Annotated in this window: 38 protein-coding genes; 25 read left to right on the forward strand and 13 right to left on the reverse strand. The window is 60.0% G+C overall.

Annotation, left to right across the window (positions count from 1 at the left end; translation table 11 throughout):
- Window positions 1-4 precede the first annotated feature (4 nt).
- From M5C71_RS26405 to M5C71_RS26465, 13 genes are all read right to left on the reverse strand, one after another.
- Window positions 5-367 (reverse strand): hypothetical protein, encoded by a 363-nt coding sequence (locus M5C71_RS26405; protein ID WP_248769083.1) that lies wholly within the window; start codon window positions 365-367, stop codon window positions 5-7.
- Window positions 364-1029 carry a hypothetical protein gene (locus M5C71_RS26410; protein WP_248769084.1) on the reverse strand — a complete coding sequence of 222 codons (666 nt, stop codon included), beginning with the start codon at window positions 1027-1029 and terminating at the stop codon, window positions 364-366. The genes M5C71_RS26405 and M5C71_RS26410 overlap by 4 nt, the downstream gene beginning before the upstream one ends.
- Complete coding sequence (locus tag M5C71_RS26415; RefSeq protein WP_248769085.1) at window positions 1026-1667, reverse strand: recombination protein NinG; 642 nt, start codon at window positions 1665-1667, stop codon at window positions 1026-1028. Before M5C71_RS26415 ends, M5C71_RS26410 begins: the two co-directional genes overlap by 4 nt.
- Entirely contained in the window at window positions 1664-1975 is a 312-nt protein-coding gene (locus tag M5C71_RS26420; RefSeq protein WP_248769086.1) for a hypothetical protein, read from the reverse strand. The genes M5C71_RS26415 and M5C71_RS26420 overlap by 4 nt, the downstream gene beginning before the upstream one ends.
- Window positions 1972-2244: a hypothetical protein gene (locus M5C71_RS26425; RefSeq protein ID WP_248769087.1), complete on the reverse strand. Its 273-nt coding sequence runs from the start codon at window positions 2242-2244 to the stop codon at window positions 1972-1974. Before M5C71_RS26425 ends, M5C71_RS26420 begins: the two co-directional genes overlap by 4 nt.
- The gene (locus M5C71_RS26430) at window positions 2241-2711 is read right to left on the reverse strand and encodes a hypothetical protein (RefSeq protein WP_248769088.1); all 471 of its coding nucleotides are present in this window, start codon (window positions 2709-2711) and stop codon (window positions 2241-2243) included. The genes M5C71_RS26425 and M5C71_RS26430 overlap by 4 nt, the downstream gene beginning before the upstream one ends.
- Window positions 2704-3153, reverse strand: coding sequence for a hypothetical protein (locus M5C71_RS26435; RefSeq protein ID WP_248769089.1), 450 nt, complete (start codon window positions 3151-3153; stop codon window positions 2704-2706). The genes M5C71_RS26430 and M5C71_RS26435 overlap by 8 nt, the downstream gene beginning before the upstream one ends.
- On the reverse strand, window positions 3153-4532 hold the full coding sequence (dnaB, locus tag M5C71_RS26440; RefSeq protein WP_248769090.1) for a replicative DNA helicase: 1380 nt from the start codon (window positions 4530-4532) through the stop codon (window positions 3153-3155). The genes M5C71_RS26435 and dnaB overlap by 1 nt, the downstream gene beginning before the upstream one ends.
- A complete protein-coding gene (locus tag M5C71_RS26445; protein ID WP_248769091.1) occupies window positions 4525-5322 on the reverse strand; it encodes a replication protein in 798 nt (265 codons plus the stop codon). Before M5C71_RS26445 ends, dnaB begins: the two co-directional genes overlap by 8 nt.
- A complete protein-coding gene (locus M5C71_RS26450; protein WP_248769092.1) occupies window positions 5319-5564 on the reverse strand; it encodes a hypothetical protein in 246 nt (81 codons plus the stop codon). Before M5C71_RS26450 ends, M5C71_RS26445 begins: the two co-directional genes overlap by 4 nt.
- A gap of 123 nt (window positions 5565-5687) precedes the next feature.
- Window positions 5688-5873: a hypothetical protein gene (locus tag M5C71_RS26455; protein ID WP_248769093.1), complete on the reverse strand. Its 186-nt coding sequence runs from the start codon at window positions 5871-5873 to the stop codon at window positions 5688-5690.
- An 18-nt stretch (window positions 5874-5891) separates the two neighbouring features.
- Window positions 5892-6083, reverse strand: coding sequence for a hypothetical protein (locus M5C71_RS26460; RefSeq protein WP_248769094.1), 192 nt, complete (start codon window positions 6081-6083; stop codon window positions 5892-5894).
- Window positions 6084-6111: 28 nt separating this feature from the next.
- Window positions 6112-6315 (reverse strand): YdaS family helix-turn-helix protein, encoded by a 204-nt coding sequence (locus M5C71_RS26465; protein ID WP_248769095.1) that lies wholly within the window; start codon window positions 6313-6315, stop codon window positions 6112-6114.
- Between the two features lie 108 nt (window positions 6316-6423).
- On the opposite strand from M5C71_RS26465, the gene M5C71_RS26470 reads away from it, so the two are divergent.
- The 25 genes from M5C71_RS26470 to M5C71_RS26590 all read left to right on the forward strand — a co-directional run bounded on the left by M5C71_RS26470 (window position 6424) and on the right by M5C71_RS26590 (window position 21292).
- The gene (locus M5C71_RS26470; protein WP_248769096.1) at window positions 6424-7140 is read left to right on the forward strand and encodes a helix-turn-helix transcriptional regulator; all 717 of its coding nucleotides are present in this window, start codon (window positions 6424-6426) and stop codon (window positions 7138-7140) included.
- Window positions 7141-7586: 446 nt separating this feature from the next.
- On the forward strand, window positions 7587-7772 hold the full coding sequence (locus M5C71_RS26475) for a hypothetical protein (RefSeq protein WP_248769097.1): 186 nt from the start codon (window positions 7587-7589) through the stop codon (window positions 7770-7772).
- 60 nt (window positions 7773-7832) lie between these two features.
- On the forward strand, window positions 7833-8138 hold the full coding sequence (locus tag M5C71_RS26480; RefSeq protein ID WP_248769098.1) for a hypothetical protein: 306 nt from the start codon (window positions 7833-7835) through the stop codon (window positions 8136-8138).
- Between the two features lie 378 nt (window positions 8139-8516).
- Window positions 8517-8660: a hypothetical protein gene (locus M5C71_RS26485; protein WP_248769099.1), complete on the forward strand. Its 144-nt coding sequence runs from the start codon at window positions 8517-8519 to the stop codon at window positions 8658-8660.
- 184 nt (window positions 8661-8844) lie between these two features.
- The gene (locus tag M5C71_RS26490; RefSeq protein ID WP_248769100.1) at window positions 8845-9426 is read left to right on the forward strand and encodes a DUF1566 domain-containing protein; all 582 of its coding nucleotides are present in this window, start codon (window positions 8845-8847) and stop codon (window positions 9424-9426) included.
- A gap of 203 nt (window positions 9427-9629) precedes the next feature.
- Window positions 9630-9917 carry a hypothetical protein gene (locus M5C71_RS26495; RefSeq protein ID WP_248769101.1) on the forward strand — a complete coding sequence of 96 codons (288 nt, stop codon included), beginning with the start codon at window positions 9630-9632 and terminating at the stop codon, window positions 9915-9917.
- A complete protein-coding gene (locus tag M5C71_RS26500) occupies window positions 9914-10147 on the forward strand; it encodes a hypothetical protein (protein WP_248769102.1) in 234 nt (77 codons plus the stop codon). The genes M5C71_RS26495 and M5C71_RS26500 overlap by 4 nt, the downstream gene beginning before the upstream one ends.
- The gene (locus tag M5C71_RS26505) at window positions 10144-10281 is read left to right on the forward strand and encodes a hypothetical protein (protein ID WP_248769103.1); all 138 of its coding nucleotides are present in this window, start codon (window positions 10144-10146) and stop codon (window positions 10279-10281) included. The genes M5C71_RS26500 and M5C71_RS26505 overlap by 4 nt, the downstream gene beginning before the upstream one ends.
- A 291-nt stretch (window positions 10282-10572) precedes the next feature.
- A complete protein-coding gene (locus M5C71_RS26510; RefSeq protein WP_248769104.1) occupies window positions 10573-10812 on the forward strand; it encodes a hypothetical protein in 240 nt (79 codons plus the stop codon).
- Window positions 10813-10969: 157 nt separating this feature from the next.
- On the forward strand, window positions 10970-12160 hold the full coding sequence (locus M5C71_RS26515; protein ID WP_248769105.1) for a hypothetical protein: 1191 nt from the start codon (window positions 10970-10972) through the stop codon (window positions 12158-12160).
- Between the two features lie 10 nt (window positions 12161-12170).
- Complete coding sequence (locus M5C71_RS26520) at window positions 12171-12929, forward strand: ERF family protein (RefSeq protein WP_248769106.1); 759 nt, start codon at window positions 12171-12173, stop codon at window positions 12927-12929.
- Window positions 12930-12935: 6 nt separating this feature from the next.
- Window positions 12936-13553 (forward strand): YqaJ viral recombinase family protein, encoded by a 618-nt coding sequence (locus M5C71_RS26525; protein WP_248769107.1) that lies wholly within the window; start codon window positions 12936-12938, stop codon window positions 13551-13553.
- Window positions 13550-13792 carry a hypothetical protein gene (locus M5C71_RS26530; protein ID WP_248769108.1) on the forward strand — a complete coding sequence of 81 codons (243 nt, stop codon included), beginning with the start codon at window positions 13550-13552 and terminating at the stop codon, window positions 13790-13792. Before M5C71_RS26525 ends, M5C71_RS26530 begins: the two co-directional genes overlap by 4 nt.
- Window positions 13789-14259 (forward strand): hypothetical protein, encoded by a 471-nt coding sequence (locus M5C71_RS26535; protein ID WP_248769109.1) that lies wholly within the window; start codon window positions 13789-13791, stop codon window positions 14257-14259. The genes M5C71_RS26530 and M5C71_RS26535 overlap by 4 nt, the downstream gene beginning before the upstream one ends.
- A gap of 69 nt (window positions 14260-14328) precedes the next feature.
- Window positions 14329-14640 carry a hypothetical protein gene (locus tag M5C71_RS26540; protein ID WP_248769110.1) on the forward strand — a complete coding sequence of 104 codons (312 nt, stop codon included), beginning with the start codon at window positions 14329-14331 and terminating at the stop codon, window positions 14638-14640.
- Between the two features lie 15 nt (window positions 14641-14655).
- Window positions 14656-15261, forward strand: a complete 606-nt coding sequence (locus tag M5C71_RS26545; protein ID WP_248769111.1) for a DUF1566 domain-containing protein — start codon at window positions 14656-14658, stop codon at window positions 15259-15261.
- A 78-nt stretch (window positions 15262-15339) separates the two neighbouring features.
- Window positions 15340-15960, forward strand: a complete 621-nt coding sequence (locus M5C71_RS26550; protein ID WP_248769112.1) for a DUF1566 domain-containing protein — start codon at window positions 15340-15342, stop codon at window positions 15958-15960.
- Between the two features lie 52 nt (window positions 15961-16012).
- Complete coding sequence (locus tag M5C71_RS26555) at window positions 16013-16369, forward strand: four helix bundle protein (RefSeq protein ID WP_248769113.1); 357 nt, start codon at window positions 16013-16015, stop codon at window positions 16367-16369.
- 361 nt (window positions 16370-16730) lie between these two features.
- On the forward strand, window positions 16731-17732 hold the full coding sequence (locus tag M5C71_RS26560; RefSeq protein WP_248769114.1) for an RNA-directed DNA polymerase: 1002 nt from the start codon (window positions 16731-16733) through the stop codon (window positions 17730-17732).
- 40 nt (window positions 17733-17772) lie between these two features.
- On the forward strand, window positions 17773-18630 hold the full coding sequence (locus tag M5C71_RS26565) for a phosphoadenosine phosphosulfate reductase family protein (RefSeq protein ID WP_248769115.1): 858 nt from the start codon (window positions 17773-17775) through the stop codon (window positions 18628-18630).
- A 42-nt stretch (window positions 18631-18672) separates the two neighbouring features.
- Complete coding sequence (locus M5C71_RS26570; RefSeq protein ID WP_248769116.1) at window positions 18673-19596, forward strand: DNA cytosine methyltransferase; 924 nt, start codon at window positions 18673-18675, stop codon at window positions 19594-19596.
- Between the two features lie 43 nt (window positions 19597-19639).
- A complete protein-coding gene (locus tag M5C71_RS26575) occupies window positions 19640-19951 on the forward strand; it encodes a DUF4406 domain-containing protein (RefSeq protein WP_248769117.1) in 312 nt (103 codons plus the stop codon).
- The gene (locus tag M5C71_RS26580) at window positions 19948-20370 is read left to right on the forward strand and encodes a hypothetical protein (RefSeq protein WP_248769118.1); all 423 of its coding nucleotides are present in this window, start codon (window positions 19948-19950) and stop codon (window positions 20368-20370) included. The genes M5C71_RS26575 and M5C71_RS26580 overlap by 4 nt, the downstream gene beginning before the upstream one ends.
- A 2-nt stretch (window positions 20371-20372) precedes the next feature.
- Window positions 20373-20669 carry a hypothetical protein gene (locus M5C71_RS26585; RefSeq protein ID WP_248769119.1) on the forward strand — a complete coding sequence of 99 codons (297 nt, stop codon included), beginning with the start codon at window positions 20373-20375 and terminating at the stop codon, window positions 20667-20669.
- Between the two features lie 2 nt (window positions 20670-20671).
- Window positions 20672-21292: a hypothetical protein gene (locus tag M5C71_RS26590; protein WP_248769120.1), complete on the forward strand. Its 621-nt coding sequence runs from the start codon at window positions 20672-20674 to the stop codon at window positions 21290-21292.
- Window positions 21293-21320: the final 28 nt, after the last annotated feature.

A 21320-nucleotide genomic window follows, 5' to 3' on the forward strand; every position in this document is an offset into this window, starting at 1 on the left:
ACACCTATCGAAGATTGTTAAGGGCGTGCAGAAATCCCTGGGCGAATGCCGATTTCTCTCGATCCTGCACCTCCCTATGCTGCCCCGGCAGAAATACGGACTTCAGCAGTAGCGCTGCCTCTTCGTCATTGGTAAAAAGCATTAGGCTGCTGTGTTGGCCGCGCACAAGGACCTCGGCGGTAATCCTTACTATCCATTGGGACATGTCAAACGGTTGCGGCGTTTCATCTGGATCATGGCGGACACAAGCAGGACGATAAACAGCCAGACGAACCTGTCCCTGTTCGCGCAGAAACTCCCACGCCCATGGCTCAAGCTCGATAACAGTGATCGGCTCCATGTCGTGCGTATACAAAACTGCTCTCATGCTGCCTCCTCCCCGAGTACACCGACCGATTCTAGCAGGTGCTGGGCCTCGACCAGAGCGTCATTGACCAAGCCTTCCAGCGCGCCACGGATGGCCTTATTCCAACGCTGATACGTGCGCTCGGTCAGGCCCTGGGCGTCCCAGGTAGTCATGTCGTAGTTCGAGTCGGCCAGGATGATCATGTCGCTGGAGCGGCTGCCGGCCTTCTGCTCTTCCTTGAGGTTTGCCCGGGCGATGGCGGCGTTCTCGGCCTCGGCGCGCCAGGGCTTCACATCTTCGCCATGCCTGGGGGCCTTGAGCTTCACGGCCTCCCGGCGAATGCCGCGTACTTGGGGGATAGCCCAGACCATGACGGCCATCTGCGTGAAAAGATATGGCGCGGGGGTGGCTATCACAGGAACCAAGCTCCCGATAGATCCGGCCTTGCGCCCCTTGTGGGTGCTGTACTTCGCCACCAGGGCGTTCCAGTGCCGCGGGCTGAGCTCGGCATGGAGAAGCCTATGCACGATGCAGTCGGCCAGCAGGGCGGCGTCTCGGCCGACAATCTCGCCCTTGATCTTTCCTGACTGGACGCGTGGCTCGACATTGCATCCGCCGGCCGAGTTGATGGTCTCGGCCGCCAGGGCACGAACAACCGCTGATACCACGTTGTGATAGTTCATGCTGCAGCCCTCTTCAGTTCTCTGGTCTTCGCCCGGTAGTCAGCGGTGATCGCCTTCAGCTCTTCGACGGTGTGCTTGCGTGGTTCGTGGTCGGCTTCAAGGGCCTCAACGGCCTCCAGGCCGATCCGGTTGATCAAACCCGACCGGAATCCCTGGGAAACGGTGTAACCCTTGCGAGCATGCGCATATGAGCCGGAGTTGCAGCTTTTGCACTGAAGCCAGATATTTGAAGGCTCCAGGCGCAACTCCGGCCGGGCACCCTTACCCATGAAATGCCCTCCGTCGAATGCGCCGCCAACCTTCCAGGCTTGTGCCGCCAGGACGGATTCTTGCGATTCGCCGCAGCTGATGCACCCGCTGCCGATGCTCAGTTCGTAGGTGCGCCGGTAGTCGCGCACGGCCTTCTCGGCGTCCTTGAGGTGTTCAGCCCGGCTTTTCAGCGCCTCCTTGCGAACCTTGATCTCGGCGCGATCGACCTGGGCAAGCGACTTTCGGGCCTTCTCCCTGTTCACGTCAGCAGTGGCCAGGCCGCACTTTGGGCTGCAGACCTTTTGCCCGAGGCGCTGAGGGATGAATGAGGAGCTGCACGCCGGGTTCTTGCAGGTCTTGGGGTTGGGTTGTTTGGCTGCGAGGCTCATACGGCCTCCGTCGGCGGGAATACCGTCCAACTGCCAATGTCCGACCAAATGCCATGCTTATGCGTCAACTTTTCAGGCGAATCGCGTAGACCGCCGATGAATGTCCAGAAAAATAATGGACCCCATGACAAACCTGCACGACCATCAAGGCCATGAGTGCGAATGATCGCTTTCGTCCATTTGCAAACACTGCATGCTCTGGCGATAGCTACAGCAGTGCGAGGTATTGCTTTTCCTACGGCCCATGCCAGCCTGATCAGCACGACCCATCCGCATGCGTAAACGATCACATCGAACCAAGTAATCATAGGGCCGTCTCCCGGGCTTTTTGCTGCTCAGGGGCGAAGTCACCACGGAGGGGCATTAATTCTTCCGGCTTGAAGAACCCATAACCCTTGAGGTCTTCACGTCCGACAACCCAACCGTCATATGGCGCGGTCCAGATTTCGCCATCTAGCTGCATAGCCTCCCAGCCACCACGCATGAAAATTACCAACTCGACCTGACACATTGAGGGAAGCCCATATTTCGATACAAGTGTCAGCGCCGGGTCACCTGGCTTGAATTGATGGCTCATGCTGCCTCCTGGCTTAGCAGGTCAGAGAAGTACACGCCCTGCGGGGAGAAACGCGCGACGATGCGGTCGGTGTAGGCGATGCCCTGGGCGCGATTGAACAAGCTGGTCACGGGGAACCCGTCCGGGCCGAAAAGCTTGTGCTCGCCCATCATCGCCAGCTTTTCCTCGTAGGGCAGATGACGCATAACCCGATACCAGGCCGCCTGAAACCCGGCGTCCTCGTTCAGCAGGATCTGCACACCGATGTGCAACTTGCAGTACTGCCGGGCATCGGCCGCGTCGCCGATCTGGGTCATTTCCGCGATCCGCTTGTACATCGCGAACCACAGCCGGTTCTGGTCCAGCGTGCGATCCTTGCCGGGGCGCAGGGAGACGACGACGAATTTCTTCTCCCGGTACATCGTGGTCAGGCAGGTGATAGCCTCGGAGAGCTTGGCCTGGCAGTTGACGCTGATCTTGTCAGCCATGGGCCTTCTCCATCTTCTCCAGGCGCTGGGCCGCGTTCTCGGCCTTGAGTTGGTCGCGCTCGGCAGCCAGAGACTCGAAGTCCTCCAGAGGCCCGAGGACACCATCCCCGTCACAAGTGCCGCACACGTGCATGACCGGCTCGGGTGGTTGGTTGTAGCCATGATGGGAATGGCGACCAGAATAGATCTCGCCTTGACCTGCGCAGTCGCGGCACACGCATAGTCGAGCTTTGACACGCTCGTTCTCGGCGATCAGGGCCTGGACTGCGGCAGGGTTGGCAGCGGCAATGAATTTCGCAGCAGGGCAATCGCCATCTTCCTCGAAGGTTTCGCACACTGTCTCGCAGTCATGATTGACGACCTGTTTGATGCCGCCATGCTGATACCATGGACCGGCTGGTGCGGCCTCGGCCAGCCGTTTAAGTTCGGTGTAGTCGGTCATCAGAAGCGCTCCTTTTTGCCGTAGCGACTGGAAAGAGGGGTTACCTTGGATGGGGTCTCGACGGGCTCAGGTTTCCACCCGGCGGCCAGGTTCTCAAAGCGGTTGTACTGACCCAGGAACGCGGCCCGGACGGTGCCCGTCTCGACGTCGCGGCCTTTGCCCACGATGATTTCGGCGATGCCCTTCTGTTCGCTGTTCTCGTGGTAGATCTCGTCCCGATACACGAACAGGATCACGTCAGCGTCCTGCTCAATGGCGCCCGATTCGCGCAGATCGGATGGCACCGGGCGCTTATTGGGCCTCTCTTCGCACTTGCGGGAGAGCTGACTCAGCAGCACGACAGGGATACCCAGTTCGCGGGCCAGCAACTTGCAGCCACGGCTCATCCCGCTGACTTCTTCGGTACGGTTGCCGCCCTCGCCTTCCATGAGCTGCAGATAGTCGATGACCAGCAGGTCCAGGCCGTAGCGCATCTTGTGGCGCCGGGCCAGCGAGCGAACACGCCCAACCGTGGCGCCGGAGCGGTCGGCGAAAAATAGCTTGGCCTTGCGGATCAGGTGAGATGCCGCGGTCAACTCCGGGCCGTGCGACTCACAGGCGGTGCCCCGCTTCATCAGGCCAAGCGGGATCTTGCCCTCGGATGCGATGGCCCGGTCTAGCAACTGGCCCTTGCTCATCTCCAGGCTGACCACCAGGGCCGATTTGTTCTGGTGAACGGCGGCGTGGATAGCGAAGCCCATGGCCAGGGTCGTCTTGCCCATGGCCGGGCGCCCGGCGACGATGATCAATTGCTCCGACTGCAGGCCGCCCAGCTTCTCGTCGAGGTCGGTCAGGCCGGTAGAGAGGCCGATCAGGGTTTCGCCCCGCTCGTGGCGGTCATGCCGCTCCTGCCATACCTCGACCTGCTCGATGAGGACATCAGACGCCTTGACCACTTCGTCGGCCCCGGAACCACTGTCGATGGCCATGGCCATAGCCTGGATAGCAGCGATCTTGCCCTGGGTATCCTGATCGCCGTGGGCAATGTCCATGGCCTGGGTGCCCAGGTCATAGAGCGCCCGGTCAATGGATCGCTCGCGGACAATCGAGGCATACGTGCCGGCGCTGGCCACGCTTGGGGTGCTCTTCACGATCTCGGCACAGTAGGCCAGGGCGTTGTCACCGTTCGGTAGGCAGTTGACCTGATCCGCGACGGTCAGGCAGTCAACCGACTTTCCAGCCCGGCGCAGGGCCATGACTGCCCGGTACACCTCGGCGTTCTCAGGGAAGTAGAACGACTCGGGCGACAGATCATCGCTCAGGGTGTCGATCAACTCCGGGCGCAGCATCATGGCGCCCAGCAGGCCGTGTTCGGCCTCGATGCTGTAGGGATCACGCATTGTAATTGCCCTCCACGACCTTGACGAAGTTGCGGGGGGCGATCAGCCAGTCGAATGAGGCGCGGAACGGCTTGGTTCCGAAACGGCCCTCGACCCGGCCCATCAGGAAGTTCGAGGCCCGGACCGATTCGAAGTACTCGCGCCAGAACGCCAGGTCGCGGTGGGCTTCGTGTTCACGCCACCGGCTTTGCAGGTGCTGGATGCGGGTCTTGTTAATCAGGGCTACGGCGGGCAGCTCGTTCAGGATTTCGTGGTACAGGTCGACAATGGCCCGGTGTGGACATGAGTCCTGCTTCGCCCTGGAAACTTTCTCCGCCGCTGCTTCCGGTTGACGCTCGGCGTCGACGACTACCTCGTCAGAGGTAGTATTTGTATTTATGTCTTTATTGTGTGGTGGAAACGCCACTAAGGACGTGGTGGAAACGCCACACTGTGGCTCTTTTTTCTTGGCTGGTTTCCGGTTGTTTTTGGAGTCGATCCGCCACTCAGCAGAGGGCGAAATACCGATGGGCGCCTTGCTGCCTCCATCGCGGTATATGACGCGCTGGCGGAGAAGCTCGCCAATGATGCGGGAAACGTCCTCGCGGTGAATGTTGGCCATCTCGGCGATGTAGGAGGCGGCAATGCGTGCACTGGCCAGGTTGTACCCGGCGGTCTGCCGGTGAATGGCCAGGGCGACACGCAATTCACGCCCAGACAAGTCGGCCCGGATCAGGGCCTCGTATAGGTCGTTGTCCATCCGGGTAAATCCCCCGGGGTTGCGGGAGGTGAGTTGAATGACATTGCTCATGCTGGAGACGCCTTGTTCTTGCTGGCGCCAGGGGCGAGCGATGCTTTCAGGTGGTCCAGGCATTCACGCCGGAACTGATTCTTGGCCGTCTTCGTGTACTGGAAGCGGACCATCTGGGCGGCGTACATGGCTGCCGACTGGTGAAAGCTGGTGGTGTGCGAAACGTGCGCCACGTTTTCATCAATCGAAAAACGTGGCGCGGAAGCATTCGGGGTATTGCTTGGGTCAGTTGATGTGTGCATAATTCGCCTCACAGATGCTTTTGCTGTATGCAGTAGAGAAACCACCCGGCCAGGTGGTTTTTTTTCGCCTGCTGATTGGGTTGTTCATTTCGATCAGTTCCTCATGAGTCCCTCAGGGGCTTATCAGCCCTTGCGGAACGGCCGAACGTTGCTTCGTGACTTGGCAGTTCGCGTCATCCGGTCCAGCTCTTTGTGGATGATTTGCGCCGCCAGCTCTTCGGGTCGAATGCCTTGCATCCCGGCCAACCGCTCCAGGTCGCTTACACCCTTTCCGTCAAGCTGGACTTCCAGCTCTTTTGTTTCGGGCACAGGCCCTCCTCGGCCACTTCAGGCCACGTCGATCTTCGCGTTAAGCTCTTCCATCATCTGGTTCAACCCGCGCTCGAGGATCTCGCGTGCCAAAACGGCTTTTTGCGTGCGCTGAAAGCGAGCCATCGCTGCCAGCAGGTCATCGGCGGCCTCGTCGAGGCGCACCTTTTTCGGCTTGTCGTGCAGGTGATCGGGGGCGAAGTACGACATCTGGGCTTCCTTGTGTGGTTGAAATTGGTTAAGCGGCAAGCGGGTAAAGGTCTGGGCGAAGCTCGTGACGCGGGATGCCAGAAGCTTTCTCGATAGGGATCACGCGCTCGGCAGGAACACGGCCGGTCGCGCACATCCGCTGGATGGCTTGCGGAGTACAGCCAATAGCTCTGGCAAGGGCCGATTGGCCGCCAGCGGCTTTTGCTGCACGCATCGCTGCGTTGTCGTTCATAGGGATGGCCTCTGCCGATTAATTACAAGCAGAGATTACAATGAGCGCTTGCAATCTACAAGTAGATATTGCATGGCTGCTTACAACATGCGTTTGTAAGATGGGTGTATGGAAAATATCTCTGTCAGAATCGCTCGAGCCCGCGAAGCAAAGGGGCTCAATCAATCCCAGCTCGCCAGAGACCTGGGCGTATCGCCACAGGCGGTCCAAAATTGGGAGGCTGGAAAAGCAAACCCAAAGGGTGACCGCCTAACTGGCCTGGCCACCATTCTTGGCGTAACAGTTGAATACCTGCTATCAGGAGGGCCTTCGGCGCGATGGTCAGAGGTCGACAGCACTTCCCCTGAAGCGATCTCTCATCCCGACATGCAAAGTATCAGTGTTTGGGATGACCAGACGCCGCTAGATGACGACGAAATCGAAGTGCCGTTCCTAAAGGAGGTTGAGTTGTCAGCTGGGTCGGGAAAATTTGTTGTAGAAAGCAGCTCCAGGGCGAAGCTTCGATTTGGCAAATACACGTTTATGCGTCTGGGCATCCAGCCGTCCAACGTGGTGTGCATGCCGGTCAAGGGCAACAGCATGGAACCGCTTCTCTCGGATGGATCAACCGTAGCCATTGATACCGGTGCCACAGCCGTTGTCGACGGCAAGATGTACGGCATCCTTTACGAGGACATGCTTAGGGTAAAAATTCTTTACCGGGTCGCTGGCAGCAAGCTGCGGATCCGCTCCTTCAACCGCGACGAATACGAGGACGAAGTCGTTGATGCGGTATCGGTGAAGATTTTCGGCCGGGTCTTTCAGTCCTCCACCATTTTTATGTGATCCACTCGTAGCCATCCAAGCCCGCCATTGCGGGCTTTTTAACGACCGCTTGTAACCTCGACGGGGTTTTCTTGAAAAAAATTACAATCTCCGCTTGCGCATTACAATCTCTGCTTGTAGATTTACCTCAACGCCAACGCAACACGGCGCCAGGCCCTCAAAAGGCCCCGCTCTTTGGTTTCACCTCTTGCCGGATCACCACCGGCCCAGCAATAAAGGCAGCGATGAACCGGCCTCAACGGTTCAGAGGGTTGGCAACTGACCCGGGTGTGCAGCGTAAAGCACCGAAAACAGTTATCCGGCGGACAGGGTTCGCGGTCGGAGAAACAATCAGAAGATAGTCGGGAGTCGACGCCAGCAGCGGGCCCTGACTGGAAAGCAAGACCACAGATTTACTGATGCCGCTTCGATGAGGCGGCATTGGAAATCAAATGGAGGAATACAGCATGAACAAGGTCATTCGTATCACCCTTCGCGGCGAGCTGCATTTATTCGCCGATGAGGATTTGGACACCTGCATCCGAGAGGCCAACCGGCTCAATGCGGAGCGCGGCTATACCAACGGAGTCTGCGTGGTAGAGCTGGAGGACGGGCAGCGTATGACGGCGGCCGACTGCAAGGCTGCTGTGTGACGGACCTTTTCCTTCTGCACCTGGTGACGGGTGCAGCGGGAAAACAACCGGAGCGCGACCATGAACAAAGAAGAGATTTACGACAGCCAGATCAGCCCGCTCATGCAGCAGATCATCGCCATCAGCAGGGAGCACGGCATTGCGATGATTGCAAGCTTCAGCATCGGCCATGACGGCGAGGGGCCGAACGGCGAAGACTGCACTGGCCTGACCTGCACATCGCACCTGCCTGATGGCGATGAGGTATTTGATGAGCGCTTCAGCAAGTGCGCTGCAACCATTCGACAGCCTGTCCGTAGCTCGATGGCGATGCATATCACCACCAGCAATCCTGATGGCTCGAAAACGCTGACAGCAATTATCTGATCAGCCAGCTCCACGACAGCCTGTCGTTAACTGCCCGATCACCTGGTACTCCCCAGCACCAGGCTGCATCGGAGTGTGATCTGCAGCAGCGCAAGGCACCTGACACGTAATCAGGCCAGCCACTGAGCACGTCGGGCAGAACCGGCGCAGGCAATGCCAGGGTTCGCTACCCGCGCAGATCACACCCCGATGCAGATGAATGCCACAAGCGACGTAGGTGTGCGGGAAAACCCGAAAGGGATAAATCCAGAGCTTGGCGTCTGGGCTTCTGCATCAAATCCCCACTGGGTTGCGAGCTCGCGGCCGGGGGAACTGAACACGGCCGTGGAACTCGGCGCCGGAGACGTAACCGGCAACTCACCCAAACTGGAGAATCATATGCTCCTGATCTTCCTGATCGGCGCAGCGCTCAGCCATGCGCGGCCAGAACCGCCACCTGATGACGGCCTGCCAACCGATCCATTGCGCTTTCATCGTGAGCGCTGGCGTTCTAGACCGGGGCTATCGGCGTTCTGGCGCTGAGTAGTCCCGCCCAAAATACTCGACTCAGAGAAACAACTGCATAGGTGAAAGCCCCGAACGTCCAACGGGGCTTTCCTTTATCCGACACAGCCCGCATGCGACTTCCCACGGCGCCCTCCGGCAGCTGGCCGTGTGTGAGGTCGCAGCCGAGTTTTGTTGACCCATCCCGACAAGGAACCTACCCATGCAACTGATCACTGTGACCCATGGCGAGACAATGCTCTCCACGCCCAATTCCGCCCTGGCGCTGGAAGTCCTGGCCCGCATCACCGGTGCCGAGCTGTCCGCGCCGGCCGTGGCTCAATCTGCAATCCCGGCCATCGGCGAATACTGGGCCGGCCAGGGCGGCATTTACGCCGGTATCCGCCAGTACCCTGATGGCTTGCATCACGTCATCTTCGCTACCGAGGACATCGGGGATCACGCCTACGGCGAATACGGCACAGCAGTTGGCGCAACGAGCAAGGTGGCTGGCCGACTGAACACCGATACCCTCCACTCTACCGATGGAACTTTCCCCGCCGCCGATGCTGCGAGTGGCTACACAGCCGACGGGCATCACGACTTCTACCTGCCCGCCATCGGCGAGCTGAATCACGCCTGGCAGAACATCGCCGAGCACTTCTCGAAGGACTGCTACTACTGGTCGAGTTCGCAGCGCTCTGCCGGCACCGCATTCAGCATGCTCTTCGGTGATGGCTCTCAGTCCTACTGCGCCAAGTTCACCGAGCGCCGCGTCCGCCCCGTCCGCAGATTCATCCGCTAATTCATTTATTGCTTTTGCAGGCGATTCCCGGGGCCGCGAAGGAATTCCGGCCATGCCAGAAGCTCCCGAGGTAGCGCTCGGCGCCTGCACCCATCAAATCAAAACCGCATCGGCAGGTACCAGGCCACCTTCACGGTGGGTTTGGTCACCCGTGCCTGGCGCCTGACCAATGCGGTTTTTTACTCGCCACACTGGAGTTGATCATGACTTATGAAGTGGTCGTTGAAGGGTTTGTCCTCGATGTCGAGGTAACCCATTGCGAGAACGTGCCGCCGTGCCCTGGAACCTGGAACAGCGACTGGGATGCCATGGGCACCCGCGAGCTGGAGTTCACCGTGGTGTCGGCCATCTGCTACGACGAAGACGGCGTCCGGATGGATGTTGAGCGGCACCTGCTGCCGTTGCTGGCCAAACAGTACGGCCCGCAGATCGAGCTGTCACTCTGGATCGAGATCGACGCGAAAACGCGTCTGCAGCGGTGGGCAGCATGAGCCGGGCCCACAACGTTGCCGTCGGCATAATCGATGCCCGGTTCGACTGCCTGCGCAACGGCGATACCTCTCCCCAGCTGTTCGCCGAAACGAGCATGGCCTTTGAAATGGCCTATGCCATTGGCGTCATTGATGACATCGAGTTCGGCAACTACAAGGCTCGCTTTCACCGTTTCCACGAGGCTCATGCCGCCGCATTCGTGGCCGACATCCGGAGTGCTGCGCCATGAGCATCATCGCCGGATCGCTTGAAGAAATCGTCCAGGCCCTGCAACTGCAGGGCTTCTTGTTTCTGGTAGACGTGAAATGGATTCGCCAGCCGAGCCGAGTGAATGGCCGGTGGCGCTGCGAGGTGATGCCGTGATCAAGCCACCGAAAACCCAATATGCACCCTGGCGCCCAAACTACTGGATCACCGGTAGCGGCTGTGCGCTCAGTGAGAAAGAACTGAAGGCTGGATGTGATAGGCCGTGGCATTGCCAGGACCAGATCAGCGCCATGTCCGTAGTCAGACAAATTATCTCGAGGGTCATGAGGACATGAAAATCATCCTCTGGCTGATCATCTGCGGCCTTGTCGTCGCGATGTTCCAATACGGGCTGTTCCGCGAGAACGGTGAGCGGCGGCAGATCAACTTCCCTTCGGCGGTGGTGAAATGAGCGACCTCCTGAATATAGAGTTGATCAACTCTTTGCCACAGCCATTTTGGGTGAGCGAGAACGGAAAGGACTGGTGGTGGCCGGTGAACGACATCGACGTCCAAACTGGTCTGATGCGAATCGACGTGTGCGGAAAGTTGCAGGCCTGCCACTTCGCAGATTGGTCATATATGCGTGACGGCGACCTGACCTCTCATGATCCCGACACCTTCTATCTTGAAGATGATTCGCCATGACCCGCCATCAGCGCGCCCGGCGCCTCCTGATCTGGAGAGGGTCTTTTCCGGCCCTCGCCATCCTCTCTTTCCTGATGCTGCTCAGCGCACTGGCTGATCGCGTCACCCAATAACCAAGAATTTTCAAGGCTGCGCCAGGGCGCGGCGAGGGATTGTCATGTCCGCAGAACAGAAAATCATCACCATCGACGATATCAGCGCCGAGAACGCGCCAGCCATCTACGTGGCCGGTGGCCTGGGGCGCTTTCTGGATGCCGTGAAGGCAGAAGTCACCGCTGAGGTACCAGATCTCGCTAGCCGCAAAGGCCGCGAGCGTATCGCATCCCTGGCGGCCAAGGTCAGCAAGTCCAAGGCCGCAGTCGAAAAACCCGGTCGCGAATACCTGAAGCGCCTGAAGGAAATGCCCAAGGTTGTCGAGGCCGAGCTCCGCGAATTCGTCGACCATATGGATGCGCTGCGAGACGCCACGCGCCAGCCGCTGACTGACTGGGAGACCGCAGAGCAGACTCGCAAGGACGGTCATATCGACGCAATCCAGGCCATGAAGGATCTAGTCGAAAGCGCCGGGCCGCTGGATTCGGCGCGGATTCAGACTGCTATCGATGAACTCGAAGCGAAAGTAATCGGTGATGCATGGGAGGAGTTTCTGCCCGAGGCTGCCCAGGTCAAGGATCAGGGCCTTACCGCTCTGCGCGGGCACCTGAAGGCTCGCCAAGTTTACGAAGCCGAGCAGGCCGAGCTGGTCCGGCTGCGCGAAGAGGCCGAGCAGCGGGCTAAGAAGGACCGGGAAGATCAGATTGCCCGCGAAGCCGCCCAGCGCGCCACGCAGGAGGCTGAACAAAAAGCCCAGCATGAGCGCGATGCCGCAGCACAGCGCGTCCGTGACGAACAGGCAGCAGCACAGAAGCGTGAGGATGACCTCAAGCTCCAGGCAGCCGAGTCAGAGCGACGTGCCGAACAAGCCAAGCGCGAACAGCTCGAAGCCGCACAGCGTGCCGCTCAGCAGAAGCTGGACGATGAAGAGCGTCACTGTCGAGCAGTTGAGCAGGCTGAAGCCGACCGACTCGCTGCCGAGCAACGCGCCGAACAGGAGCGCATTGATTCCGAAGCCCGCGCCCAGCGTGCAGCCGAGCAGGCACGCATGGACGAGCAGCGCCGCCAAAAGGAAGCCGCTGACGAAATTCTTCGCCAGGCCGCTGCCCGCGAGGCCGACAAGGCGCACCAGGCCAAGATCAACCGTGCCGCCCTGGAAGCTTTCATTGCCGGCGGGATGCCAGAGGCCTGCGCCAAGCAAGCGGTCACCCTGATCGCTCAACGCAAGATTCCAGCCATTTACATTTCCTACTGAGGCCTCCCGAATGCCACAAGAAATCATTATGCCGCTGGAGCGCGAACGCCAAGTGGCAACCCAGCCGGCACAGGAAATCAGCATGCTGTCGACGATCAGCCGGCTGGCACTCGACCCGCGTTGCGACATGGACAAGCTTGAGCGTCTGATTGCGCTTCAAGACCGCATGGAAGCCAAAAACGCGCTGGAAGCCTTCAACGCCTCATTCGCTGAAATGCAGTGCGAAATGCCTTCTGTTGAGAAACGAACCGAAAACACGCACACAAAAAAGATGTATGCCGACCTGGACGACATCAACTACGCGGTGCGCCCGGTAATGGCCAAGTTCGGGTTTGGCGTCTCGTTCAAGATCGTCAACCAGGCCCATGGCGTCAGCATCACCGGCATCCTTATGCACAAGGGCGGACACCGAGAAGAAACGACCATGCTTTTGCCGCTGGATAAAGGCTCGCAGCGTAGTGCTGTGCAGGAGGTAGGATCGACCACTACCTACGGAAAGCGTTACGTGATGTGCGCCCTGCTAAACATCACCAGCGGCGACGACAACGACAACGACGGCTACAAGGATCGGGGCGAACAGCTGATCACACCAGCGCAGGCTAAACAGGTTCAATCCCTGCTCGACAAGTGCAGCGAGGCTGTTCACGCCAACTTTGAAAAGATGTACGGCGACCCTGGGCAGATCGCGAAGTCCGCGTTTGACGGCGTGGTAGCTGGGTTGAACAACTCAATCTCAAAAGCCGCAAAAGCGGCTCAGCAAGCGGGGTAAACAGCCATGCAAATAATCACAGAGGTTGAGCAGGGTTCGTCTGAGTGGCTGACCCTGCGCCTGGGCATCGTCACCTGCTCCGAGCTGGACTGTCTGCTGGTCAACGGCAAAGGTGAAGCGGGCTTCGGTGCTGGCGCCTTCACCTACATGAACACCCTGATCGGCGAGCGCATCACCGGCGAAGCAGCCGACCCATTCACTGGCAATTGCCACACCGAACGCGGCCACGAATGGGAAGATATCCCGCGCAAGCTCTACGAGAAGCTCGAAGAAGTCGAAACCCGTCAGGTGGCAATCATTCTGAACCATGGAATCGGCTATTCACCTGACTCACTGATTGGCGACAAGGGACTGAACGAGATAAAAACCAAACTGCCAAAATTCCAGGTCGATGTAATCCTATCCGGCGAAGTTCCGAGGGAGCATGTCGCCCAGTGCCAGGGCGGTTTGTGGGTTTCGGAGCGCGAGTGGATCGACTTCATCAGCTACTGGCCGGGCATGCCGCTTTTCGTGAAGCGCATGTACCGGGATGAGGTGATGATTCGGAAAATCGCCGAGAGGGTGAAAGCCTTCTACGAAATCCTCGACGAGCGCATGAACAAGGTGCTGGGGATCGCAGCATGATCAGCAATCATCTCAGCATGGTCGAGCAGCAGCGCCAGCGCGCGGACGCGATATCCGCACAGGTCGCTCAGTTCCTGGCGGCCGGCGGCCAGATCGCCGAACTCAAGAGCCCACCGCGCAACCCGCTGCCACCTGTTCGCTCAACGAAAATTGACCCTGACACGGTCCTCAAGCGAAAGCCCAGGGTTCTGACCCGGGCCGAGCGCCTTGCGCTGCGCAAAATGGCAGACGCATTATGAGCAAGCGCAAGCCGCACAACCTCAAAGCACGCATTGACCGCTCCTGCCGCTCCCTGCTCGCTACCAATCACGTTGCCGTGGTCAACATCGACCCCAGCGGCCGCCAGGGCATGATCAATTACAAGTCACTGAAGAGCATTGCGCCAGGGAAGATTGGTCAGGCCGTCTGCGGCATTCCCCACCGCTGGACGATCTACATCAGCGCGCTCTGCATCGATGCCAGGGGCGATCGCTACAGCAAGTCGGTCGAGGTTGCGCCGAACGGCAACTACCTCTCCGATCACCTGGAAGACGTGATCGAGCATTGCTACAAGGAGCTTCGCGACTCAGCCAACCCGGGCCAGATGGTGGCTTCCGGCTGGATTGCCATTCCGGAAGCGATATCGCTCGACGAGGCGCACGCCGCGCGGATCTTCGAAGCGGTCGGAGCCTGGAGTCAGGAAAAGGTCGCTGCATGCGCCGCATAGCCCGCGTCCAGCAACGCAAACGTCAATCCTGGCTGGAATTGCCGGCCAGCGGAATCAAAGAGGTAGGCCATGGTTGCCACACAGAAAGAACGGTCGGCCAAGACCGCGGCGAGGAGGAAGGATCGCGGCGAGGAGGAATTGCGGCTCTACACCATGGCCGGCACCCGCCAGGCCCTGGCTGAACTGATGGCCTGGAACGGCATCGAGGAACAGGGCGAGGCCATGACCCTGATGATTCACCACCTGCACGCGCTCGGGCCAGCTGGCTCAGCGCAATTCCTCTCCCCTCCGCGCCACGAAATCACCATCAGCGAAAACGTGGAGCGAAAACTTGAAATCGCCTACAGCCGCGAAGCCCTTCGAATCTGTCACGACGAATAATCAGCGAGGCAACCCATGAAACCCGAAATGATCACCCTGAAGCACGGCGATGCGACCATAAAAATGCCGTCGTCATCCCTGGCAAAACTGGCCATGGCTAGCGTGTTCGCCCAGGTCCTGCCGCCAGCGGCGAATGTTCAGCCTGTCGAGCCGGTCGGCGTCCCGGCCATCGGCCAATACTGGCCTGCCGAGGGCGGTATCAACATGGGCTTCGTTTCAGCCCGCGGCGATATCCCGGCGCACTACCTGATCGCAGCAACCCAGGACATCGGCGATCACGCTTGGGGCGGCTACCGCTCCGATCTGAAGGGCACCAGCAAAACGGATGGCCTGCTCAATACCCGTCTGCTGTGCGATGACGAAGAGTCGCACCCGGCGGCGAACGCCTGCGCAGAATACCAGGCGGACGGCCATCATGACTTCTACCTGCCTGCCGCCGCCGAGCTGTACCAGGGCTGGCTGAACTGCCCTGAGGTGTTCGCGCAGGACTGCTACTACTGGTCGAGTTCGCAGCGCTCTGCCTACTACGCGTTCAGCTTGGACTTCGGTGATGGCTGTCAGTCCGACTACGCCGAGTTCACCGGGCTCCGCGTCCGCCCCGTCCGCAGATTGTTTATTTAATCCTTCAATCATTCGTTTTTGATCCGGCACCGGGGCGCATCAGCGCCTTTTTTGTTGCCCACAAAAAGAGGAAAGACCATGTCCGCAGCAGCTAAAGCAGCACCCGCAGAAACCACTCTCCAGATCGGCCAGGCCTACGGCGGCGGCTACTTCACCGGCATCGTCCGCGACCCGGATACCGGCCTGGAATACCGCATCATCACCACCGGTGCCGAGCATGAACTGGTCGGTGAGTGGGGCGAGTACGGCGTGAGGATTGAAGGCGTCGATAGCTTCACCAACAGCCGGGCCAATACGGAGGCCATGGCAGCGTCCGGCAGCGAGCTGGCACAGAAGGTACTGGCCCTGAATATCGACGGGCACAGCGACTGGGCAATCCCAGCGCGTGATGCTGAAGAGCTGCAGTATCGGCACTTCAAGCCAACCACAGACAGCAATTACTGCTGGGGCCGCGATGGCGACAACCCGAACAGTGTCCCGGTGGGCAAGCTGTACACCGAGGAGTTCCCGGTGCAAACCACTGTTCCAGGCTTTCGCGCTGGCGAGCCTGAAGCGTTCAAGCCTCGGGCGTACTGGTCGTCAACGCAGCGCTCTGCCAACGACGCATTCGACATGACCTTCGGTGGTGGCTATCAGTCCGACTACGCCAAGATCACCGAGCTCCGCGTCCGCCCCGTCCGCAGCGAGCTTATTCAGTAATTCATTCATTTAACCGGTCGCTTGCGACCGGCCGCCCAAGGAGGGGCATGCCATGGCAATGCATACCGAGCTTTCGATCTACAACGCCGCGATGGGCCTTTTGCACATGGCCACGAACTTGACCCGCAATATCCCGCGGGACCTGAAACAGTCGCTCGGCAAGCGGGTCATTGATGAATGCATTGATGTGCTGATGCTGATCGCCAGGGCCAACTCGTCGCGAGACAAGAGGCCTCACCTGGAGTTGCTGGTAGAGAAGGTCCAGGTGGTCGAGTTCATGATGCGGCTGTTCAAGGACAACCGCTTCATCAGCGTCCCGCAACATGCCAACGCGATCGAGGTGACGACATCGATTGGCAAGCAGGCCAACGCCTGGAAACGCTCCACCCCAACCGCGCCCGCTACCTGAGAGTTACGGCTTCAGGTCTGTGCGAATTGAATCTGGTCGTGCCGCTGGCCCCTGGGCCACCGCCATGCGCATCAGGGATACCGCCGGTCTAAAGCATCCGCGTAGGTCCCGCGCAGTTTCCGAGCTGAGCAATCGGCCCGGTGACGTAGATAGCACGATAGGTCGCAGCGCTCTGCCAACAACGCATTCAACATGAACTTCGGTGATGGCTATCAGTCCAACTACGCCAAGATCACCGAGCTCCGCGTCCGCCCCGTCCGCAGATTCGACTGTTGGTCTCTACCCGTTCAGCGACCTCGTCCAGGCCTATTACGACTGCCGGCGCTCGAAGCGCAACAGCGCCAGCGCGCTGGCTTTCGAAATGAACCTGGAACGGAATCTGACGTCGCTTCACGACGACCTGGTCAGCGGCCATTACCGCCCAGGCCGATCCATCTGTTTCGTGGTTACCCGACCAAAGGCCCGCGAGGTGTGGGCCGCCGACTTCCGGGACCGCATCGTGCACCACCTGCTGTACAACCACATCGGTGCACGGATCGAAAGCAGCTTCATAGCGGACACCTGCGCTTGTATCCCAGGGCGCGGCACGCTATACGCCGCGACAAGGCTTGAGGCGAAGATCCGGAGCATCAGCCAGAACTGGTCGAAGCCGGTCTTCTACCTGAAGCTCGACCTTGCGAACTTCTTCGTGTCGATCGACAAGCGCGTTCTGGCCGGGCAGCTGGCCGCACGGATCAGCGAACCCTGGTGGTTGGCCCTGGCCCAGCAGGTACTGATGCACGACCCGCGCACCGACTACGAAACCCGGAGCCCGGCGCATCTGTTCGCTCGGGTGCCGCAGCACAAGCGCCTGACCGCGCAGCCGGCTCACCTCGGGCTGCCCATCGGTAACCTGAGTAGCCAGTTCTTCGCGAACATCTACCTGGATGCCTTGGACCAGTTCGCCAAGCACACGCTGCGCGCCGGGCACTACATCAGGTATGTCGACGACTTCATTTTCCTGCACGAGTCGCCGCAACAGCTTAACCAATGGCTGGCCCAGGTCGAAGCGTTTCTGCCCGGCCTGGGCGCCAGGCTGAACCCGTCGAAAACGATCCTGCAACCCGTTGACCGAGGCGTCGACTTCGTCGGGCACGTCATCAAGCCCTGGCGGCGCACGACGCGAAAACGATCCTTGGCCCAGGCCCTGAAGCGGACCGCCGCGGCGCCGGCCGAGGATCTGCGTGAGACGGCCAACTCTTATTTCGGCCTACTCGGGCAGGCCAGCCACAGCGCCAAAGACCGGGAGAAGCTGTCCCGGGTCGTGCTCAAGCGCGGCAATAGCGTAAATGCCGCGCTGACCAAGACCTACCGCAAGAAATAACCCCACTTCAACGAATCACGCCAGCCGGCGAGGATCCTCTATGTCTCCCTACAAACTGTCCGGGACGACGGTCGTCAGCTTTTCCGGCGGCCGCACCAGCGCCTACATGCTGCGCCAGGTGCTGGATAACAACGAAGACCTGAGCGATCTGGTCGTTACCTTCGCAAATACCGGGAAGGAACACCCAGCCACCCTGGAGTTCGTTCGGGAATGCGCCGAGCGATGGGCTTTACCGATTGTCTGGCTGGAGTTTCGCGACGATGACGCTGGGTTTGCTGTGGTGGATTACGCTAGCGCCAGCCGCCAGGGCGAGCCGTTCGAGGCGCTCATCCGCAAACGGAAGTACTTGCCGAACCCGGTGACCCGGTTCTGCACCATCGACCTGAAGATCCGCATCATCCACAAATACCTCCGCAGCCTGGGCCTTTCGAGCGAGCAAGCGCCAGTGGACATGATGACCGGCATTCGTGCAGACGAACCGCGTCGGGTGGCAAAGATCAGGCACAGGAAAAGCACCAGCGAAAGCAAATGGGCCTCGATGGCCATGCCTTTGGCTGATGCCGGCGTTGGCGTGCAGGACGTGACGGAGTTCTGGGCCGCCCAACCGTTCGACCTGATGCTACCGACGATCAACGGCAGAACGCTGGAGGGCAACTGTGACCTGTGCTTTCTCAAAGGCGCAAAGCAGGTCTATTCGATCATCGCCAGCGACCGCCCCAAAGCGTTGTGGTGGGCCAGGATGGAAAGCGAAGTGGTTTCGGGAGGTACGTTCGCCGGTGACGGTGCCCGCTTCCGCTTCGACCGCCCCAGCTATCAGCAAATGATCGACTACTCCGACACCCAATTCGATATGTTCGCCGACCACGACGAGGCTATCGGCTGCTTCTGCGGCGACTGAGCCGCCACCCTCATCTATTGCGCCATCCGGCGAGGATCACTCATGAAAAGAGCAGCCGATATATTCTCCGGATTCGGAGGATGGACCAGGGCCGCGACATCGGCGGGAATTGATGTCCTGTGGGCCGCAAATCACTGGCCGGATGCCGTCTTCTGGCATGCTGCAAACAATCCGGGAACCATTCACGTCTGTCAGGACCTGCACCAAGCCAGATGGGATCAGGTTCCCGCTCACGACCTGCTGCTGGCCTCCCCGTGTTGCCAAGGGCATTCAAAGGCCCGCGGCAAGTCATCAGGCAACCCGCAGCACGATGCATCCAGATCGACCGCGTGGGCTGTTATATCGGCCCTGGAGTTCCACCGCCCGGAAGCCGCACTGGTAGAAAACGTGCCGGAGTTCACCGACTGGGCGCTCTACCCTGCCTGGGTCGCTGCGATTCAGGCGCTTGGGTATCAGATTGCTCCGCACGTCATTGACTGCGCCGACCTTGGCGTACCGCAGCACCGGGTTCGTCTGTTCCTGGTGATCACCCGCAGCCGGGCACCGCTGATGCTCGAGCTGCATAAGCGACAGCACGTAGCTGCCGCCACCTTCCTCGATTTCGACGCCGGGCGCTGGTCCACGATCGAGAAGCCCGGCCGGGCCCAGGCCACCCTCGATCGGGTGCGCAATGGCCGCCAGCGCTTCGGTGATCGATTCATCATGCCCTATTACGGAAAAGGTTCTGGCCTCACCGGCCGCGACATCAATCGCCCGATCGGCACCATCACAACCCTGGATCGCTGGGCGCTCGTCGACGGCGACCGCATGCGGATGCTCAGTGCCAACGAAGCACTGGCCGCACAAACATTTCCCGCGGACACCCTGCGCCCGGACAACCACCGGCTGACCATGCACATGGTTGGCAATGCGGTGCCGCCGCTAGCTGGGCAGCGAGTTATCGAAGCCCTACAGAAAGCCGCATAACCCACCACTCCACCGCCCGGGCATGGCCCGGCAAGGACTCCCCGTGAAACGGATTTACCTCAGCGGGCCGATGACCGGCCTGCCCGGCCTGAACTTCCCTGCGTTCGCAGCGATGACCGCGAGCCTGCGCGCCGGCGGCCACACCGTCACGAATCCCGCTGAACTCAACCCGGACGGCGGTTCCTGGCACGACTGCATGCGCCGCGACATCATCGCCTTGATGGAGTGCGACACCGTGGCCACGCTGCCCGGCTGGGAGCACTCCAAGGGCGCCAGGCTGGAAGTGCTGATCGCCGAACGGCTCGGCATGACCGTGGTGAATGCCCATGATCTAGTAACGAGGGAGGCTGTATGAGCCGATTCTGTTTTTGTAACTGCCCTGCTGGCTTCTCCGCTGATCCTGAGCGTCACGCACCTGATTGCCCTGGCCGATCCGGCGCTGGCAAGGCACGGACTCCAGTTCCAGCCACCACGCCGGCGCTGAAGGTGAGCGCCGCCGAAGAACTGGACGCCGTGCTTCACTGGCGTGGCAAGCACACTCAGGCGATCCGTGAGCGTGACGCTCTGCAGCAGCGCCTGACCGCGGCGGATGAGCGCAACGACACTGCAATAGACATTCTTCTACGCACCCGAGCAGTGATCGAAGGGCTTGGCTATGCGGACCTGGATCGCGATGTCGCCGCATTCCTAAAGCCAGCAGAGGTTGAGCGAAACCATGAAATCGCCGGCACATCGGGCATGCGCCTGAACATGCTGGCCAACCAGGGCGAATGACCATGACGCATAAATGCTACCGGCTTGACCCGGATGTGAAAGCCATCACCGATCTTGTGACCGATGAGCAGATGCAGGGCGCTTTTCAGGGCACCAACTTCGGCCACGACGACCACCGAGGCCTGCTGGCCCAGGGCTGCATCAAGGCCCTGGCCGGCTGGCACCAGGGCCACACGCTGACAACCATCCTGCAAGAGCTTCTCCTGATCAGCTGGAATCGGCAGACAGGCAAAATCAAGATGACAGCCAAGGGCCGCCACTACATTTGGCTCGCCTTCAAATGCCGTCCGGGAGTTTGACCATGGGTAACAACCAAATAATCACCCGCGAAACACTCATGACCGCCCTGCGGGCCATAACGCATGATCTTGAAACCCTGGCAAATGACTCGGCTATTGCGCGCCACAAGTCAGCAGCAGCCGAGCTGCGCGCCCTTCTCGCCAAGCAAGCCTTGTGCGCCACCCATACCGGTGATAGCTGCAAGTATTGCGGCGGGTCTGGATCGGCAGCCGCCCAGCCCCAGGGCGAGCCGGTGGCGTGCGCGCATGAATGGACAGACGACGGTGAGTTCACGTTGGTCTGCACGAAGTGTGGGGCTCAGGAAAACCACGAGCCTTACGGCTGGGTCCAGACCCGTGGCAATGCGATCAACGCCTTTACTCAGGAGTGGGACGTTGTGCAGGAGTGGGACGATCAAGGCTTCGAATACAAGGCCATGTTTGATCGCGCCGAGCAGCCCGCTCCGGCAGTGGTGATCGATGACGACTGGCGTATGAACCCCTGCAAGCTGGGTCACCGCGATGTCGGCGCCGCCGGCGGTGTGGCGCACTGCTACACCTGCGACGAGAAGATCACGGCCACTACCACTCAGGAAGCCTTTGAGCAGTGGAACGCAACTCATCCGGCCGCCGAATCCCGATAGGAGTACATCCGTACTCCTCCCGCAAAAC

It is taken from the genome of Pseudomonas sp. MWU12-2345 (assembly GCF_023242385.1).
GTDB classification, from domain to species: Bacteria; Pseudomonadota; Gammaproteobacteria; order Pseudomonadales; family Pseudomonadaceae; genus Aquipseudomonas; species Aquipseudomonas gingeri_D.

What these genes read in the sequence shown, in the direction of transcription:
- M5C71_RS26555 (WP_248769113.1), top strand. Translation starts at nt 16,013, where the DNA reads ATGGCAATGCATACCGAGCTTTCGATCTACAACGCCGCGATGGGCCTT.
- M5C71_RS26430 (WP_248769088.1), bottom strand. Translation starts at nt 2,711, where the DNA reads ATGGCTGACAAGATCAGCGTCAACTGCCAGGCCAAGCTCTCCGAGGCT.
- M5C71_RS26535 (WP_248769109.1), top strand. Translation starts at nt 13,789, where the DNA reads ATGAGCAAGCGCAAGCCGCACAACCTCAAAGCACGCATTGACCGCTCC.
- M5C71_RS26560 (WP_248769114.1), top strand. Translation starts at nt 16,731, where the DNA reads ATGAACCTGGAACGGAATCTGACGTCGCTTCACGACGACCTGGTCAGC.
- M5C71_RS26565 (WP_248769115.1), top strand. Translation starts at nt 17,773, where the DNA reads ATGTCTCCCTACAAACTGTCCGGGACGACGGTCGTCAGCTTTTCCGGC.
- M5C71_RS26405 (WP_248769083.1), bottom strand. Translation starts at nt 367, where the DNA reads ATGAGAGCAGTTTTGTATACGCACGACATGGAGCCGATCACTGTTATC.
- M5C71_RS26480 (WP_248769098.1), top strand. Translation starts at nt 7,833, where the DNA reads ATGAACAAAGAAGAGATTTACGACAGCCAGATCAGCCCGCTCATGCAG.
- M5C71_RS26510 (WP_248769104.1), top strand. Translation starts at nt 10,573, where the DNA reads ATGAGCGACCTCCTGAATATAGAGTTGATCAACTCTTTGCCACAGCCA.
- M5C71_RS26530 (WP_248769108.1), top strand. Translation starts at nt 13,550, where the DNA reads ATGATCAGCAATCATCTCAGCATGGTCGAGCAGCAGCGCCAGCGCGCG.
- M5C71_RS26500 (WP_248769102.1), top strand. Translation starts at nt 9,914, where the DNA reads ATGAGCCGGGCCCACAACGTTGCCGTCGGCATAATCGATGCCCGGTTC.
- M5C71_RS26460 (WP_248769094.1), bottom strand. Translation starts at nt 6,083, where the DNA reads ATGTCGTACTTCGCCCCCGATCACCTGCACGACAAGCCGAAAAAGGTG.
- M5C71_RS26420 (WP_248769086.1), bottom strand. Translation starts at nt 1,975, where the DNA reads ATGATTACTTGGTTCGATGTGATCGTTTACGCATGCGGATGGGTCGTG.
- M5C71_RS26545 (WP_248769111.1), top strand. Translation starts at nt 14,656, where the DNA reads ATGAAACCCGAAATGATCACCCTGAAGCACGGCGATGCGACCATAAAA.
- M5C71_RS26435 (WP_248769089.1), bottom strand. Translation starts at nt 3,153, where the DNA reads ATGACCGACTACACCGAACTTAAACGGCTGGCCGAGGCCGCACCAGCC.
- M5C71_RS26515 (WP_248769105.1), top strand. Translation starts at nt 10,970, where the DNA reads ATGTCCGCAGAACAGAAAATCATCACCATCGACGATATCAGCGCCGAG.
- M5C71_RS26465 (WP_248769095.1), bottom strand. Translation starts at nt 6,315, where the DNA reads ATGAACGACAACGCAGCGATGCGTGCAGCAAAAGCCGCTGGCGGCCAA.
- M5C71_RS26540 (WP_248769110.1), top strand. Translation starts at nt 14,329, where the DNA reads ATGGTTGCCACACAGAAAGAACGGTCGGCCAAGACCGCGGCGAGGAGG.
- M5C71_RS26415 (WP_248769085.1), bottom strand. Translation starts at nt 1,667, where the DNA reads ATGAGCCTCGCAGCCAAACAACCCAACCCCAAGACCTGCAAGAACCCG.
- M5C71_RS26425 (WP_248769087.1), bottom strand. Translation starts at nt 2,244, where the DNA reads ATGAGCCATCAATTCAAGCCAGGTGACCCGGCGCTGACACTTGTATCG.
- M5C71_RS26550 (WP_248769112.1), top strand. Translation starts at nt 15,340, where the DNA reads ATGTCCGCAGCAGCTAAAGCAGCACCCGCAGAAACCACTCTCCAGATC.
- M5C71_RS26445 (WP_248769091.1), bottom strand. Translation starts at nt 5,322, where the DNA reads ATGAGCAATGTCATTCAACTCACCTCCCGCAACCCCGGGGGATTTACC.
- M5C71_RS26410 (WP_248769084.1), bottom strand. Translation starts at nt 1,029, where the DNA reads ATGAACTATCACAACGTGGTATCAGCGGTTGTTCGTGCCCTGGCGGCC.
- M5C71_RS26585 (WP_248769119.1), top strand. Translation starts at nt 20,373, where the DNA reads ATGACGCATAAATGCTACCGGCTTGACCCGGATGTGAAAGCCATCACC.
- M5C71_RS26520 (WP_248769106.1), top strand. Translation starts at nt 12,171, where the DNA reads ATGCCACAAGAAATCATTATGCCGCTGGAGCGCGAACGCCAAGTGGCA.
- dnaB (WP_248769090.1), bottom strand. Translation starts at nt 4,532, where the DNA reads ATGCGTGATCCCTACAGCATCGAGGCCGAACACGGCCTGCTGGGCGCC.
- M5C71_RS26505 (WP_248769103.1), top strand. Translation starts at nt 10,144, where the DNA reads ATGAGCATCATCGCCGGATCGCTTGAAGAAATCGTCCAGGCCCTGCAA.
- M5C71_RS26525 (WP_248769107.1), top strand. Translation starts at nt 12,936, where the DNA reads ATGCAAATAATCACAGAGGTTGAGCAGGGTTCGTCTGAGTGGCTGACC.
- M5C71_RS26490 (WP_248769100.1), top strand. Translation starts at nt 8,845, where the DNA reads ATGCAACTGATCACTGTGACCCATGGCGAGACAATGCTCTCCACGCCC.
- M5C71_RS26485 (WP_248769099.1), top strand. Translation starts at nt 8,517, where the DNA reads ATGCTCCTGATCTTCCTGATCGGCGCAGCGCTCAGCCATGCGCGGCCA.
- M5C71_RS26570 (WP_248769116.1), top strand. Translation starts at nt 18,673, where the DNA reads ATGAAAAGAGCAGCCGATATATTCTCCGGATTCGGAGGATGGACCAGG.
- M5C71_RS26590 (WP_248769120.1), top strand. Translation starts at nt 20,672, where the DNA reads ATGGGTAACAACCAAATAATCACCCGCGAAACACTCATGACCGCCCTG.
- M5C71_RS26470 (WP_248769096.1), top strand. Translation starts at nt 6,424, where the DNA reads ATGGAAAATATCTCTGTCAGAATCGCTCGAGCCCGCGAAGCAAAGGGG.
- M5C71_RS26495 (WP_248769101.1), top strand. Translation starts at nt 9,630, where the DNA reads ATGACTTATGAAGTGGTCGTTGAAGGGTTTGTCCTCGATGTCGAGGTA.
- M5C71_RS26450 (WP_248769092.1), bottom strand. Translation starts at nt 5,564, where the DNA reads ATGCACACATCAACTGACCCAAGCAATACCCCGAATGCTTCCGCGCCA.
- M5C71_RS26580 (WP_248769118.1), top strand. Translation starts at nt 19,948, where the DNA reads ATGAGCCGATTCTGTTTTTGTAACTGCCCTGCTGGCTTCTCCGCTGAT.
- M5C71_RS26475 (WP_248769097.1), top strand. Translation starts at nt 7,587, where the DNA reads ATGAACAAGGTCATTCGTATCACCCTTCGCGGCGAGCTGCATTTATTC.